This is a genomic window from Pedobacter polaris (assembly GCF_005116505.1).
In the GTDB taxonomy this organism is placed as follows: Bacteria; Bacteroidota; Bacteroidia; order Sphingobacteriales; family Sphingobacteriaceae; genus Pedobacter; species Pedobacter polaris.
On record NZ_SWBR01000001.1, the window covers coordinates 383,674 to 399,703 of the forward strand.

13 protein-coding genes are annotated in these 16,030 nt (G+C 33.3%); 8 read left to right on the forward strand and 5 right to left on the reverse strand.

Features of this window, described 5'->3' with window-relative positions; all coding sequences use genetic code 11:
* Positions 1-69 precede the first annotated feature (69 nt).
* Positions 70-852, forward strand: a complete 783-nt coding sequence (gene dapF / locus FA048_RS01725; protein WP_136838340.1) for a diaminopimelate epimerase — start codon at positions 70-72, stop codon at positions 850-852.
* 462 nt (positions 853-1,314) lie between these two features.
* Here the strand turns inward: dapF and FA048_RS01730 are convergent, their stop codons facing one another.
* Positions 1,315-3,612 (reverse strand): helix-turn-helix domain-containing protein, encoded by a 2,298-nt coding sequence (locus FA048_RS01730; RefSeq protein ID WP_225872452.1) that lies wholly within the window; start codon positions 3,610-3,612, stop codon positions 1,315-1,317.
* A gap of 396 nt (positions 3,613-4,008) precedes the next feature.
* Here FA048_RS01730 and FA048_RS01735 point away from each other — a divergent pair, with 396 nt between their 5' ends.
* Together FA048_RS01735 and FA048_RS01740 are read left to right on the forward strand one after the other, a co-directional pair.
* A complete protein-coding gene (locus FA048_RS01735) occupies positions 4,009-6,819 on the forward strand; it encodes an outer membrane beta-barrel family protein (protein ID WP_136838341.1) in 2,811 nt (936 codons plus the stop codon).
* Positions 6,820-6,823: 4 nt separating this feature from the next.
* Positions 6,824-7,612, forward strand: a complete 789-nt coding sequence (locus tag FA048_RS01740) for a GLPGLI family protein (protein WP_136838343.1) — start codon at positions 6,824-6,826, stop codon at positions 7,610-7,612.
* Positions 7,613-7,692: 80 nt separating this feature from the next.
* Here the strand turns inward: FA048_RS01740 and FA048_RS01745 are convergent, their stop codons facing one another.
* The 3 genes from FA048_RS01745 to FA048_RS01755 all read right to left on the reverse strand — a co-directional run bounded on the left by FA048_RS01745 (position 7,693) and on the right by FA048_RS01755 (position 10,917).
* Positions 7,693-8,388 (reverse strand): response regulator transcription factor, encoded by a 696-nt coding sequence (locus FA048_RS01745; RefSeq protein WP_136838345.1) that lies wholly within the window; start codon positions 8,386-8,388, stop codon positions 7,693-7,695.
* Positions 8,389-8,428: 40 nt separating this feature from the next.
* On the reverse strand, positions 8,429-10,240 hold the full coding sequence (locus FA048_RS01750) for a sensor histidine kinase (protein WP_225872453.1): 1,812 nt from the start codon (positions 10,238-10,240) through the stop codon (positions 8,429-8,431).
* 308 nt (positions 10,241-10,548) lie between these two features.
* Positions 10,549-10,917, reverse strand: a complete 369-nt coding sequence (locus FA048_RS01755) for a DUF3127 domain-containing protein (protein ID WP_136838349.1) — start codon at positions 10,915-10,917, stop codon at positions 10,549-10,551.
* A gap of 192 nt (positions 10,918-11,109) precedes the next feature.
* On the opposite strand from FA048_RS01755, the gene FA048_RS01760 reads away from it, so the two are divergent.
* The 5 genes from FA048_RS01760 to FA048_RS01780 all read left to right on the forward strand — a co-directional run bounded on the left by FA048_RS01760 (position 11,110) and on the right by FA048_RS01780 (position 15,472).
* Complete coding sequence (locus FA048_RS01760; protein ID WP_136839380.1) at positions 11,110-12,300, forward strand: THUMP domain-containing class I SAM-dependent RNA methyltransferase; 1,191 nt, start codon at positions 11,110-11,112, stop codon at positions 12,298-12,300.
* A gap of 95 nt (positions 12,301-12,395) precedes the next feature.
* The gene (locus FA048_RS01765) at positions 12,396-12,653 is read left to right on the forward strand and encodes a helix-turn-helix domain-containing protein (protein ID WP_136838351.1); all 258 of its coding nucleotides are present in this window, start codon (positions 12,396-12,398) and stop codon (positions 12,651-12,653) included.
* Between the two features lie 65 nt (positions 12,654-12,718).
* Positions 12,719-13,366, forward strand: coding sequence for an HD domain-containing protein (locus FA048_RS01770; RefSeq protein ID WP_136838353.1), 648 nt, complete (start codon positions 12,719-12,721; stop codon positions 13,364-13,366).
* Positions 13,367-13,454: 88 nt separating this feature from the next.
* A complete protein-coding gene (locus FA048_RS01775) occupies positions 13,455-14,711 on the forward strand; it encodes a putative DNA modification/repair radical SAM protein (RefSeq protein WP_136839381.1) in 1,257 nt (418 codons plus the stop codon).
* A complete protein-coding gene (locus tag FA048_RS01780) occupies positions 14,711-15,472 on the forward strand; it encodes a TIGR03915 family putative DNA repair protein (protein WP_136838355.1) in 762 nt (253 codons plus the stop codon). The genes FA048_RS01775 and FA048_RS01780 overlap by 1 nt, the downstream gene beginning before the upstream one ends.
* 41 nt (positions 15,473-15,513) lie before the next feature.
* Here the strand turns inward: FA048_RS01780 and FA048_RS01785 are convergent, their stop codons facing one another.
* Positions 15,514-16,008 carry a hypothetical protein gene (locus FA048_RS01785; RefSeq protein WP_136838357.1) on the reverse strand — a complete coding sequence of 165 codons (495 nt, stop codon included), beginning with the start codon at positions 16,006-16,008 and terminating at the stop codon, positions 15,514-15,516.
* Positions 16,009-16,030 lie beyond the last annotated feature (22 nt).

A 16,030-nucleotide genomic window follows, 5' to 3' on the forward strand; every position in this document is an offset into this window, starting at 1 on the left:
TAAAATCAATTTAGCGCTAGATTTATCATTTAAGTAACAGCAAATATTTTATTCTAAAATGAAGAAATAATGAACATTAAATTCTCAAAATATCAAGGTGCCGGCAATGATTTTGTATTAATAGACCATAGGGTTGGCGAGTTAAAAAACATTGATAGTAAGCTTGTAGCGCAACTTTGCGATCGCCGTTTTGGAATTGGTGGAGACGGCTTGATGTTTTTAACTAAGCATAAAGACTATGATTTTGAGATGGTATATTATAACTCAGATGGCAATGTTGGTAGCATGTGTGGTAACGGAGGCAGATGCATTGTTGCCTTTGCCAAACACTTAGGAGTAATAGAAAATGAAACTAATTTTTTGGCAGTTGATGGCCCACATTATGCCAAAATTACAGCCGAAGGAAACTGGGTTGAGTTACAAATGATTGATGTTGATACGATTACAGCTGATGAAAACGCTTTTGTTTTAAATACTGGCTCTCCTCATTATGTAAAACAGGTTACAGATTTAGCTTCGCTTGATGTATTTAACAAAGGCAAAGAAATTCGCAATAACGATACTTATAAAACTAATGGCATTAATGTAAATTTTGTAGAAGATAAAGGCGACCATTTATTTGTGCGCACTTTTGAGCGTGGTGTTGAGGATGAAACTTATGCTTGTGGCACTGGCGTTACCGCTGTTGCAATGGCAATGGCGCAACAAAAGCAACCTGGACACATCGAAACTCCAATTGAGGTTTTGGGCGGCAAACTGCAAATCAACTTTGATTACGATGGATCGAAGTTTACCAATGTATTTTTATGCGGGCCAGCAGAAAAAGTTTTTGAGGGAGAAGTTAACTTTTAGTAAGAAGCGTCATTCCCATGAAAATGGGAATCGTAATGTATTGTAACCTACTTTCGGATTAAGGTGCCCAGTCAAGCTGAGCATGACGATAATCTCTAATAAATAATTAACCGCAAAGAAGCGAAGAACGCAAAGTTTTATAATTCAGAAAGCAGTTAAGAATCTTATTTTTAGAAAAGCAAAAGCAGTAATCAGATTATTGGTAGTCCCGCTTTCGCTTCAAGTCCTCAACCAATGAAGATTGGTCTCCGGGCTTTTCGCTCAATCAGGTTTATTTTGCAAATTCTTGTGCTACTATGTATGGTTTACTTGCACAACTTGTCAGAAAAAAAAAATGCCGTCATTTCCATGAATGAGAATCCTAATGCGCTCTAGCCTACTTTTGGTTTAAGATGCCCAGTCAAGCTGAACATGACGTTCTATGATAGCTTCTCCTAAGAACGTGATCACCATGGCAAAATATTAATTCCCTTCAGCTAAATAAGCAGCAATACCGATTTTAATTTCGCCAAACGCATAGCTTTTTCCAAGTGCATCACGGACTTCATTTAACTTGATAGATTTTAGTTTAGCTATTACACCTGTAATTTCTTCCAATCGTTTTGCAGGAACAAGGTCTGTCGCTTTAACTTCTTGTTTAGCTACAAAATGGGCTAAATGCCCTTCAATTGTACCTATTGACATCTTACGCTTTGCAGCAATTTGAGTTATATTTTTCCCTTCTTTAAATAAAGCTAATGTTATTTCTTTGGTATCTTCTTTAGGTTCTTTTGTTGATTTCGGCTTCCTGAGTGCTTTCGGCTTACTATAAAAATCTTCGGTACTCCCCTTAAACTCTTCCTTATTTGGTAATGTATAAGCTTTCTTTATTTGTTCTTCTCTTTTTGTACTGGCATACAAGGCCAATACATCCTCTTTTGTTAATTCTGCTTGCGCATTTGCCGCAACTAACATTGCTTTTGCTTTTTTAATTTTTTTAAATTGTTCGTAGAACATGGCTTCCATGTCTAATAATTCTACCAAGTATTCTTTGGTTTGTTTTTGTGTTTTTACCGTTTCTATTAGCTCAAAAATCAAGTCACTCATTTGCTGTAACTGCGGATTAAAATAATTCTCGGCAGCTTCTGTCCTCTCCAAAAGCAAGTTTAAACTTTCTGCATTATCCGGAATGAACAGCCGCTCAATCTGCTTTAAAAATTTATCAGCATTAACTTTTAATGCAATTAAATCTTGCTGCAACTTAACGGCCCAAGCTAAATGTGTTTGCTTTGTAGATCTTTTTTCGTCTTTGGTATAACTAAATACGTGTTCAAAAACATAATTATCTAATGTGGTAAAACTGAAACTCTGTAATAATGAGTGTTTCAAAAACGCATCACTTTCTTTTCTAATCTGAACGATTAGATCTTCTTGAAGTTCTTTTGTACGTGCAAAATAGGTAACATTCTGATCTTGCCTAATTCCTCTATTAGAAATTAAAGATGTTAGCACCAAACCATCTAGTGAACGCAAACGAGACAAGGCTACATAAATCTGTCCCGGCGCAAAAGCATCACCAATATCTATAATGGCTTTATCAAACGTTAAGCCTTGGCTTTTATGAACTGTAATTGCCCAAGCTAATTTTAAAGGGAATTGTGTAAATGTACCTGCTATTTCCTCTTCAATTTCATTCGTGGTTTTATTTGCACTGTACTTAATGTTTTTCCAGGTATACTTTTCTAGCACCAAATTATACCGAGCACCATCTGGCAAAACCTCAATACTATCCTCACTTAATTTTTTAACTACAGCAATTTTCCCATTAAAAAATCTTTGTTCTCCAGTAGGATCATTTTTAATGAACATTACTTGCGCCCCAACCTTTAATTCTAATGATTTTTCTGCTGGAAAAGCGCTTTCAACAAATTCCTTTTCTATAGTTGCCTTATAAAAATAAGATTTGCCTGCCAATTCATTCAAACTGTTTTTATTAAGCGTATCTGCCTTATTATTGTGCGTTGTTAAAGTGATATAATTGTCTGTTAATACCGGTTTATAATTTTCTTTATAATAGGTTTTAAGCAGAGCGATGTCTTGTTCAGTAGCTTGGTTATTCCTTAAATTATTTAAGAGATGTATAAATGTTTCATCAGCCTGACGATAGATTTTCTCCAATTCAATATACACAGGCTGATTTTTTTCCAGTGCTAATGCATCGAAGAAAAATGCGCTTTTATATATAGAACCAAGTAAATTCCATTCTTCGTTTTTAACAACTGGCGGCAATTGATGTAAATCTCCAATAAATAGTAACTGTACACCACCAAAATTTGCATTGTTTTTACGGATATAGCGTAAAACCATATCAATTGCATCTAATAAATCTGCCCTTAGCATACTCACCTCATCAATAATCAAGAGTTCTAGATCAAGCAAAATGCGTCTTTTAATTGCATTCATATTTAAATGCTTGATAATAGACTTTGGGGTATGGTAATGTTGGTATTCTTTTACATCTACAGTTGGCAACACTTTTGGTAAAAAAGTACCAAATGGCAATTGAAAAAGAGAATGAATAGTTACACCTGCGGCATTAATTGCCGCAATACCTGTAGGAGCAACTATAACCGCCTTTTTATGGGTAAGCGCAATTAAACTTCTTAAAAAAGTAGTTTTACCAGTGCCTGCCTTTCCGGTTAAGAAAATATGACGAGAGGTTAAATTTATAAATTTTGCTGCAAGTTGTGCAGGCTGAAGTTCTTCTATTGGTTGTAACATTTTATTGTTTATTCACAGGTTGTCCAATATACATCTTTCAAATTTCTAATGTTAAAATTTAAATAATAATTCTTCGTTTAAACGACTTTCTTTTAATACAAATGTCGGCTTTATGCTAGTTAATAAAAACTATATGCCCTAAGCAGTTACAGAAAAATAGCTTATTCTTTCCAAATTCACAGTTAAATAGGCCACTTACTAGTTTTAGATTTTATCGGGCCTTAATTGTAGCTAAGTTTGGGCAAGCAAAAAAAAATATATGTATCAAAATTATTCTTGACCTACCATCAAAACCAATTGTTAAATAATGTTATTTAATGTTAAAATAAACAAACTAAATTTTTAGTATTAAACATTTAGTTATATCTTGTGCTAACCATACAAAACACCTAACGAATGAAATTTATAAGCCTGGCAACATTGCTATCCTTATGCTTTTTTAGTTCTCTCTTTGCGCAAAATCCTTACTCAATTAAAGGGATTGTTGCAGACACAGCTAACAACAGCAAACTACATAATGCAACTATTAGCATTTTAAATTCAAAAGACTCTACGCTGTACAAGTTCACTAGAGCCACACCTACTGGTACATTTGCAATCAATTCGATGAGAAAAGGCAACTTTATTCTTTTACTCACTTATCCAGATTATGCAGATTTCGTGTCTACTTTTACGCTAGATTCTACAAAAAGCGTTGTAGATTTTAAGCAGATTAACATGAAGCTTAAAGCCACTCTTTTAAATGAGGTAATTATTAAAGGGCAAGCAGCTGCAATAAAAATTAAAGGAGATACCACAGAGTTTAATGCGGGGAGTTATACCATACAACCCAATGATAAAGTGGAAGATTTATTAAAAAAATTCCCAGGAATGCAGGTGGATAAAGACGGTAAAATTACCGCCCAAGGAAAAACTGTTTCTAAAGTTTTGGTAGACGGTGAAGAATTTTTTGGTGATGACCCAACGTTGGTTACTAAAAATTTACGTGCTGATATGGTAGATAAAGTTCAGCTGTTTGAAAAAAGTAGTGACCAAGCTACTTTTACCGGAGTAGATGATGGACAGAAAACAACCACATTAAACATTAAGTTGAAGGAAGATAAGAAGAGCGGCTACTTTGGTAAGGTTGATGGCGGAATTGGAACAGATGGCTTTTATGAAGGTCAGTTAATGTTTAACAAGTTTAAAGCCAAACAGAAATTTTCTATATACGGCATCTCTAGTAATACAGGTAAAATTGGCTTAGGTTGGGAAGATAGAAACAAATATGGCTCGAGTGGAGGTGATAATGTTGAGTTTATTGATGGCGGAATGTACATTAGTGGTGGGGGCGGTGATGATTTAGATTCTTATGGCGGAAGCTATTATGGAGAAGGTATACCAAGAGCAAATACAGGTGGAGCGCATTATGACACCAAATGGAATGACGATAAAGAATCTATCAATACCAATTATAAAATAGGCTCATTAGGTGTTAAAGGGACTAAGAATACGTTAAACCAAAACAACCAACCAGATAGAATTATTAACTCTGTTAGTGATCAAACAACCGACAACTTTATTTTTAGACAAAAGCTAGATGTTACCTACCAAATTAAACTAGATACAACCTCTAACTTAAAAATAATGGTTGATGGTGGTTTAAAAAACAACGAAACTTTTTTGGATGTTAAATCTATCGGCAGAAGAGGTGACAGTACCATCCTAAACTCAAGCATTCGAACAATCGATAATGAAGGCGATGAATCTTCTTTTAATGCCTCTGCTTTCTACACTAAAAAATTGAAGAAATTAGGTAGAAATTATTCAATCAGCGTTAGCCAGAAAATAAACGAAAAAAATGATGAAGGATTCTTAAAGTCTGACAACAGAACTTTTAATGAAGATGAAACATCTGAAACGCAAAATTTAATAGACCAGTTTAAAACGAACCGCACCAAAAGTTCTATTTTTAGCTCAAACATTACTTATAACGAGCCTTTAACAAAATCATTGGCATTGGTATTAAATTATGGCTTAAGTTTCAACAATAGCAGTTCTGATCGGAAATCTTTGAACCAATCGGCACCGGGAAGATATGATGCACTAGACTTAGAATTTAGTAATGATTTTGATGCGAACCAATTGATTAATCAAGGTGGAGCTGTATTTAACTACAAAAAAAATAAAACCATTTTAACTTGGGGAACAAAGGTAAGTGCGGTAAAATTTGATCAATATGAGGCTTATACAAAATCTAGTTACGATCGTAGTTTTATAAACTGGATCCCTCAAGCTTCTTATCAATACAAATTCTCTAACCAAAAATCATTAAGGTTCAATTACAATGGCAATACCAATCAGCCTACTGTAGATCAGTTGCAACCTATACGGGTAAACACTGATGATTTTAACATTCCAGAGGGAAACCCAAATTTAAAACCATCATATAATAACAGTTTTAGCATCAATTATAACTCTTATAAAGTAATTAGTAACCAAGGTATTTATTTGAGTGGAAGGTTTGGTTTTACAAATAATCAAATCACTAATAGTACAACTACAAGTGCCGGTGGAAAATCTGTTTATAAAGCAGTAAATTTAGTAGATGAAACACCTATTAATTATAGTGCTTATTTAGATTTTAATAGGAAAATAAAAGGATTAGATATTAATGCAGGTTTAAGCTTTAACGTGTATGGAAGAACTAATTATAACTATGTAACTGGTTTATCTAACATAACTCAAATTAATAAAACAACAACCTCTTCTTATTCGGTAAGTCTTAGCCTTTATAAATCGAAAGAAAAGAAATATGATTTTCAATTGTATGGAGGTCCAAGTTATAATAAATCACAAACTTCATTACAGCCAGATCAAAATAATGATGGTTATAGCGCATATGGTAGTGGATCATTTACCTTGTTCTTACCAGGAAAAGTGCAATTAAAATCTGATGCGAATGTAGAATATACAGGCAAAACAAAATCTTTTAATGAAGATGTAACAGTATTTATTTTAAATTCTTCTATTGTTAAATCTTTCTTTAAAAGTGAAAACCTAAAACTTTCGATTAAAGGGAACGATTTACTAAATCAAAATAGAGGTTTTAGCAGAAGAGCAAACAATAACAACATTACGCAAGAAAGCTATATTACCATTAAGAGATTTTTTATGTTTTCATTAACATGGGATTTTAGTAAAATGGGTGCAGGTGTTAAAAAATAAGGTCATGAAAATAAAAATTAATCAAATTATAATTGCTTGTTTATTGTTGTTTACAATACAGCTTGCTAATGCACAAAATGCTCGTTTTGCTACTCAAGGTACTATTGAATTTGAGAAGCGCGTAAACATGTATGCACTAATCAAACAAGAAATCAAAAAATATCCGAACAGTTCTTATTACCCTAGGATGTTTGAGGAATATCAGAAAACTCAACCTCAGTTTAAGACCTTAAAAAGTGTGCTGACTTTTAGTAAAGATCAAACATTATTTAAACCAGAGGAAGTAAATTTAGCGCAAAGCAACAATTACTGGGGTGATTATCCAGCTGCACAACAAAATAATACTATACTAACAAATACTGCAGCAGGAACAAGCACTAGCCAGAAAAAAGTTTATGAGGAAACCTATTTGGTAAAAGATAGTACCCGTAAAATAAACTGGAAAATTACCAACGAAATGAGAAATATTGCTGGTTACGACTGTCGCAGGGCAAATGCTGTGATTATGGATTCGATTTATGTTGTGGCATTTTATACTGAGGAAATCCCTGTTTCTGGCGGACCAGAATCATTTACCGGATTACCAGGGATGATCTTAGGCGTGGCTTTACCTTATGAGCATACTACATGGTTTGCAACTGCAGTAACCGATCAGCCTGTAACAGATGATAAAATGAAGGTGCCAACAAAGGGGAAGCCTTTAAATGCAACCCAACTCATGACAACATTAAAAGCCGCATTAAAAGATTGGGGAGATTATGCTAAGGAATATCTAAAAGCTTTTGCATTATAATTTAATTCCCAAATAAAACTCAATAAAAAACTCGTAGCACACACTACGAGTTTTTTGTTTAATTGTAAGTTCTAACTTATTTAGTTTACTAATAACTTATAACCTTTTCCGTGTACATTTAAAATTTCAACTTTAGGATCTTCTTTTAGGTACTTTCTCAATTTACTCAAGAAAACATCCATGCTGCGGCCGTTAAAGTAATTATCGTCATGCCAAATACTTAATAAGGCTTCCTCTCTCGTTAGAACAGTATTTTTCTTTAGACACAACAGTTGCAAAAGTTCAGCTTCTTTAGTAGAAAGCTTTTGCTGTTTTCCTTCGAAATGAATAAGTTGGGTAGTATAATCAAAAGTATATTTTCCTATCTCAAATTGCGTTTGTACTGGTTCATTATTTGCTGAATCCTTACTAGAAACGCGTTTTAATAATGCGTTAATTCTAAGCAATAATTCTTCTATACGAAAGGGTTTGGTAATGTAATCATCGCCACCAAGATCATAAGCAGAAGCTTTATCCTCCATCATTGCTTTTGCTGTCGCAAAAATAATTGGCACCTCTTGATTAACCTTTCTAATGTCTTTACCCAATGTAAAGCCATCTTTTTTCGGCATCATTACATCAAGTATACATAAATCAAAATTTTGCTTGCTAAAAGCTTTTAAACCTTCGTCTCCATCTGTGCACAACATAACATCGAACTTGCCTTTTAATTGCAGGTAATCCTGTAATAATAGCCCTAAATTTGGATCATCTTCTACCAATAGAATTTTTTTCATCTGTGTATATTTATTTTTAATGATGATGGTTTCAGTTTAATCAATTGTTGTATTTAAATGGAAGGCATACCTCAAACGTGGTACCCTTGTCTTTTTCACTACTTACTTTAATAGTGCCACCCATTTCAGTTACTAAATCTTGCACATAGTTTAATCCCAAACCAAAACCCTTTACATCATGTAAATTTCCTGTCGGAACTCTATAAAACTGATCAAAAATGCGTTTTGTTTGGTCTTTTGTCATCCCAATGCCCTCATCAATTACTTCAATGTAAAGATTTTTTGCAGTGTTCTTTGTATTAATGCTAATATTTGGGGCATTCATACTGTACTTATTAGCATTATCTATTAAATTATAAATCACATTCGAGAGATGTAATTCATCTCCCATTATTTCATCTTCCTTAGCATTTAAGTTTAATGCTATTGTTGCATTTCTCTTCTGAAGCTGTAGCCCCATGCTATCTACAACTGCGGTAATTAAATCATTCACATTTACTGGATTAAACTCTAGGGCAATTTCTTTCCTTTCTAATCGGGCTACACTTAAAACTCGTTCAATATGATTACCAAGCCGTACGTTTTCATCATAGATTATATTGGCCAGCCTACTGATTCTATTTTTATCCTCTACAATTTCTGGGTCTTTTAAAGCCTCACTTGCAATCATAATTGTTGCAACCGGAGTTTTAAACTCATGGGTCATGTTATTGATAAAATCCGTTTTCATTTCAGAAAGTTTTTTCTGACGGATGATGGCATAAATTGTATACGTAAATATAAATATAAGCACCAATAGCAAGCCAACAGATGATGCTAAAGTTGCGAACATATTGCTAAAAATTGCTGCATTTTTACTTGGCAATCTCAAGTAAATCATCCCTGGATCTTTTGTTGCAACATCATTACTAAACAACACATGAGAATATGTATTATCGGCAATTGGCTCAACTGAAGAATTCGAAACTTTTCTATAAATTATATTTCTGTTGTTATTAACTGGTGTTATCCAAAAGTCATAGTCCAAAGTAATACCCTTGCTTAATAATTCGCTTTTTATTAAGGTATCTAAGCTTTCTCTTTCGGGTACTCGTTGAGCCAATGGAACGTCACTATTGTTTATTTCTTTAGCAACATCGCGAACTAAATCTACACTTTCATTGCTTAAAACATTTACAGTATCTGCATACAAACGATTCAATTCCATCTCATATTTAAGTTGGGCTTTTGCATCTTCAACTTTAAATTTAGAAATTAAATCTGGCTCCATACTTGGTAATGAAACCAATAGCGGCAAACCGTCAATTTTACTATATACGAGATATCTAATTGTATCAGGAAGCTTGCCAACCTGCATCTGTGGCATAGTCTTCGTTTTTCGCGGATTTACAGATCTTCCCAAAAGTTCACCTGTAAACGGATCTCTAACATCAACAATATCTAGGGTTGGTTTGTTAATTTTGTCTGCATTAGGATTTTTATAAAGCCTAAAGGTTTCTTCAGAAATAATTTGCGGCTGGACATAATTACTTCTGATGATACTATCTTGAGAATTTAAATAATTGATAATCTGTTGTTGCTGATTAATCTTCCTAAGATTTTCATTTTCTTTAAACTTAACTCTAAAAGCAACAATGGTATCGGTTTGGCTTCTTATTCCTTTTTCTCTCTGCGCCTTAAGTTCAACATCTTTTCTGTTAATATGACCAGCAACATTGCGCTTTTGCACTTTATTAACTACTGCATTTAATGCCTGATTTACATCCTGTTCAAACAATTGAGACTTTAGTTTATACGATTCCTTAATGTAATACAATTGCATTACAAAAACCCCAAGCAATGCTAGGGTCATTAAGGCCGTTATTACCCAAAGGCTTCTCTTTTTCAACCGTATTAATTATTTAATGTGTTTATTATTATCAATGAGAATGCAAGCTCAGTTTATTATTTTGGATGAAGTTATCATGTTTGTGCTAACATTGAATAATAGGTTAATCATAATGAATTCATTTAAAGTAATTCAAAAATAAACCATTCATAAGCAAAAAAGCTTGTTTTAACACTTTTTAACAGAGTAGCATCCAATTAGTTAAAATACAAAAAGCCGTTCAGTATGTCTGAACGGCTTAGCTTACTAATTTGTAATCTTAAAAAAGATCTTTAAAAAGGAAGATCATCTTCCTCACCAGCTGGTGTGTTCAAATCTACTGGAGCAGCATAAGCTGGAGCAGCAGCAGCACCTGCCGTATTAGTTAATTGAGTTAATCTCCAAACTATTAAACTATTAAAATAGGTAGTTACACCTTCTTTGTTTGTCCAAGGGCGACCGCGTAAATTGAAAGAAACTTCAACTTCGTCACCAGGCTTTAAAACATCGAATAATGCTGTTTTATCTTGTATAGCCTCAAACCTGATATATTCAGGGTATGTAGGGTTTTCTGCGTATTCTATAATTAAATCACGTTTTTTGAACGTTTCACTTACTTGTTGTAATGCACCTATTTCGTGTACTTTGCCTTTAATTTCCATTTCAATACTTATAATTATACCTAAATCAAATTTCCTAAATTTTATTGATAATTAAGCATGCAATAACATCAAGTTTTCCACACAATTAATAGTTAATTATTTAATTAATAACGAAATTCATAGTGCTTTAATATCCAATATATTCTTAAAAATTAATTCTCTTTTTTTATTGGTAACTTTGCAATTAATATGATGCAAGTTTTCCAAACCAAAAGCAAGGTAATTATTACCTGCAATAAAAGGCTTTCGCCTTATTTACAAGAAGAAGTTACAGCTTTAGGCTATGAGATTGTAAGAGATTTTCCAACAGGTGTTGAGTTAAATATCACTTTAACTGAATGTATTAAGCTAAACCTAAATTTAAGATGTGCCAGTCAGATCTTATATTGCATAAATAGCTTTAAAGCTAACACACCTGACGAATTGTATACAAATCTTGTAGCAATGGAATGGGAAGAATTAATTGATTTTGCAGGCTATTTCTCAGTTACCTCCAACGTAGACAATCCTACAATTACAACCCCACTTTTTGCAAACTTAAAGGTTAAAGATGCTATTGTAGATCGGTTTAGAGAAAAGAAAAATATTCGCCCTAACTCAGGTTCAGATGCCAACAAAACTGTTGTACACTTGTATTGGAAAGACGATGAAGCAGATGTTTTCTTAGATACCAGCGGTGAAACCCTTGCTAAACATGGCTATCGTAAAATACCAGGGAAAGCCCCTATGTTAGAAGCTTTAGCAACTAGTACTATCATGGCAACGCAATGGGATCAAAAATCACCATTCGTTAATCCGATGTGTGGTTCTGGAACTTTGGCAATTGAAGCTGCACTATTGGCAACAAACCGTAGACCAGGTTTATATAGAATGAATTATGGTTTTATGCATATTTTAGGCTATGATGAAGAAGTTTTTTTTGCAGAACGAAGAATATTAAAAGATCAAGTAATTAAAAATGTCGACTTACAAATAATTGCATCAGATATTTCTGAAGATGCTGTTGATGTAACACGTAGAAATGCAAAAACAGCAGGCGTTGATACCTTAATTACATTTGAAGTTTGTGATTTCGAAGAAACTCCAGTTCCTGAAGGTGGCAAAGGTGTTGTTGTCTTTAACCCAGAATACGGTGAGCGCTTAGGAGTTCATAGCAAGTTAGAATTAACTTATAAACGCATTGGCGATTTTATGAAGAAAAATTGCAAAGGATATCATGGGTACATTTTTACTGGAAATCCTGATTTAGCAAAAAAAATCGGCTTAAAAGCTGATAAAAAAATAGAATTCTACAATGGCAAGCTAGATTGCAGGATGCTTGAATACGAACTATATGATGGCACTAGAAGGCCTGAAGAAGAACGTCCTAAAGCTAAAAATTAAGCTTATAAAGTTCTCTTATTAAGCTCACCAAAAATGCTTTAAAACCTTTCTACACTAAATTTCGTTTATAGAGTCACAAGTCAACCTATGATTCAATGAAAGAAAAATTAAGATTGGAAATGAAGGAGGTAGCCTCCAATATTAGAAAAGTGAGGGAGTTTAGAAATTATACGCAAGATTATTTGGCTGCAAAACTTGAAATCTCTCAAAACGCTTATAGTAAAATAGAGCTTGGATATAGCAAAATAACACTAGATAGGTTATTTCACATTGCTCTAATTTTAGAAGTACAAGTAATGCAGTTGCTTTATTTTGATAAAGATAGCTTCAATAAACTGGGCCCCTTTGCGTAACTACTTTTCAACATAAGAGATTTTCTAATTTTTTTCGAGATAAATTGCACACTCAAATTTCTATCATGCAAGCTATCATCGACCAAACCATCAATTTTGTTAAAATTACATTAGCCAACGCAGAAACTGGGCACGATTGGTTTCATATTGAGCGAGTGTATAAAACTGCTCAAACAATTAATATCCTAGAAAAAGGGAATAAATTAGTAGTTGAGTTGGCAGCTTTATTACATGATATTGCTGATAGTAAGTTTAATAATGGCGATGAGGAGATTGGTCCAAAAATAGCTGGTGATTTTTTAAAAAGCATTGGTGTATCAGCTGATATCACTTTGCATGTACAAGAAATAATCAGAAATTTATCTTACAAAGCAAGCCTAGGTGTAATTAATTTTAAATCTAAGGAACTAGACATTGTACAAGATGCTGATCGATTAGATGCAATTGGAGCTATTGGTATAGCTAGGGCTTTCACTTATGGCGGTTACAAGAACAGGGTTTTATATGATCCAGCAATTGAAGTAAATTTAAATATGAGCAAGGAAGAATATAAAAATACAACCGCACCCACGCTCAACCATTTCTATGAAAAATTGCTGCTCCTTAAGGATTTGATGAAAACAGATGCCGGAAAAGCAATGGCCACTCAGCGCCATCAGTTTATGCTTGATTATCTTGACCAGTTCTATGCGGAATGGAATGGTAAAAAGTAATCTTTATTCTTAAAAGCTTTACGTTATACACTTTTAAAAGCTAATATTTTTAGTTTAATTACTATTTTTGTTAGTATATAAAATTGGTATGTCTGAGCGATTGAGAGAGAAGTTAAACATCTTAGCAGATGCAGCAAAATATGACGTTTCGTGTTCTTCTAGCGGTAGTGATAGAAAAAACACGAACAAAGGTGTTGGCAACGGACATACATCAGGTATTTGCCATACTTATACAGAAGATGGTCGTTGTGTGTCTCTTCTTAAAATTTTATTAACCAACCATTGTATCTTCGACTGCGCATACTGCGTATCTAGAAAGAGCAATGACATTGAAAGAGCAGCTTTTACAGTGGATGAGGTGGTAGAATTGACAATGAATTTCTATCGACGAAACTACATTGAAGGTCTTTTTTTAAGCTCTGGAATTTTTAAGAATGCCGATTTTACCATGGAGCGGCTTTTAAGAGTAGTTAAAAAACTGCGCTTGGAACAAAATTATAACGGGTATATACATCTTAAAACCATACCCGGAGCTAGTGATGAATTAATTAAAGAGGCTGGATTATATGCAGACAGAATGAGCATTAATTTAGAAATGCCTACTGAAAGCGGATTAAAATTACTAGCGCCAGAAAAAAGCCATCAAGATGTAATTAAACCTTTAGCCTTTGTACAAAACCAAATTGTTCAGTTTAAAGATGAGAAAAAGCTAATTAAGAGTGTTCCGAAATTTGTGCCTGCCGGACAAAGCACACAAATGGTTATTGGCGCGACGCCAGAAACTGATAAAGACATTATGTATACCGCTGATAGATTTTACAAAAACTTCTCCTTAAAAAGGGTTTATTATTCTGGTTATATTCCAATTAGTAACGATACGAGAATGCCGATACTGGGAACTCAGCCCCCTTTATTAAGAGAAAACAGACTTTATCAAACCGATTGGTTAATGCGTTTTTATGGCTTTAATGTTAGAGAGATTTTAAATGATGCAAATCCTCATTTAGATATTGACATTGATCCAAAACTAAGTTGGGCCTTAAGAAATCTACACCATTTTCCAGTTGATATTAATACAGCAGATTACCGAATGATTTTACGAATTCCAGGTATTGGTGTTGGTTCGGCAAATAAAATAGTACAGGCAAGAAAATTTGGAAAGCTTCACATTTATCAGTTGAAAAATATAGGGGTATCTTATAACAGGGCAAAACATTTTATTAAATGTGCGGACACACCTTTTCAAATGAAAGATTTCCAATCTACACAAATTAAAGCCTTTATACTGGCAGAAAGTCAAAGCAAATATTTGAAAACCGATATACAACAACTAATTCTTTTTTAATGATTTATGTGTTTGATGGAAGTTTAGAAGGCTTACTCACCGCGATTTTTGAATATTTTGAAAGAAAACCAAAGTCTATTGCATTAAAAACTGGGAAACTTTTTCAGCCAGATGCTTTTACAGAAACATTGCACATTGTAAACGATAGAAAGAAAGCAGATAGAGTTTGGCAAGGCTTGCAGAAAAGATTGGATGGACAATGGAGTAGGAAATTCTATTGTGCCTATCTATCAGAATTACCAGAAATTCACAATTCCCTTTTCCATTTTGCATGTTACATTTTCTCAAATGAAGCTGGTGCTGAAAAAAACTATGGCAATCCATATGTTTTAGTGACTTCACAAATTGCAACCAAAGTAGAAAGAGAAAAACATAGAATGGAAGCATTTATCCGTTTTCAGCATACTGCTGATGGAATTTTCTATTGTGGTATAGATCCAGATTTTAATGTTTTGCCTTTAATTGTTAAGCATTTTAAAGACCGTTATGCAGATCAGCAATGGATAATATATGATTTGAAAAGACACTACGGGTTGTTTTATAATTTGTTATCAGTTGAGGAAATTAGCATAGAACTGAGCAATCAAAATCTTAAGCAACCTTCTAGTAATCAATTAAGTGAAAAAGAAGAGTTGTATGCCAATTTATGGAAAGATTATTTTAAAAGCACCAATATCGAATCGAGAAAGAACACTAAACTTCATGTAAAACATGTACCAAAAAGGTATTGGAAATATTTAACAGAAAAACAGTTGGAGTAAAGATTAATTACAAATGCTTTTTCGTTATTTCTTTATCCACTTTATTCCGATATAGAGCCATTAATCCTAATTAAAGTTCTGTATTCATAGCTTATGTTAAAACAATTAGCTTTACCATTATAATCAATTAATGTTGGAATACCTTTACTGTCTATTGGAAATTTTTCTACAAAACTGAATTTATTTTGATCTAATTTATTCTCCAGAATTGTAACATTATCCATAATCACAATCCATTTTAGCTTATCCCGGCTCCAACATCCAACAATTTCATCTGCAACATGTCGATCTATCTTGCTCAAATCTATTTTAACAAAGTCAGATTTTGGTACTGAATTATGGCGACCATCCATTATATATCTAATATTTCCCTCTGTTATTATACTAATGCATTGTTTTTTGTCAGGAGAATAGAAATGGTCAACTCTTTTATTACAGCTTACCAAAACGAAACAACCAATAAAAAGCAGCATGCTTATAAAAAATGACCTCATAAAAATCAATAATATTTGAAATCCTAGTGATAAATCTAGCATTTATTTGTCATTAACGTTTACT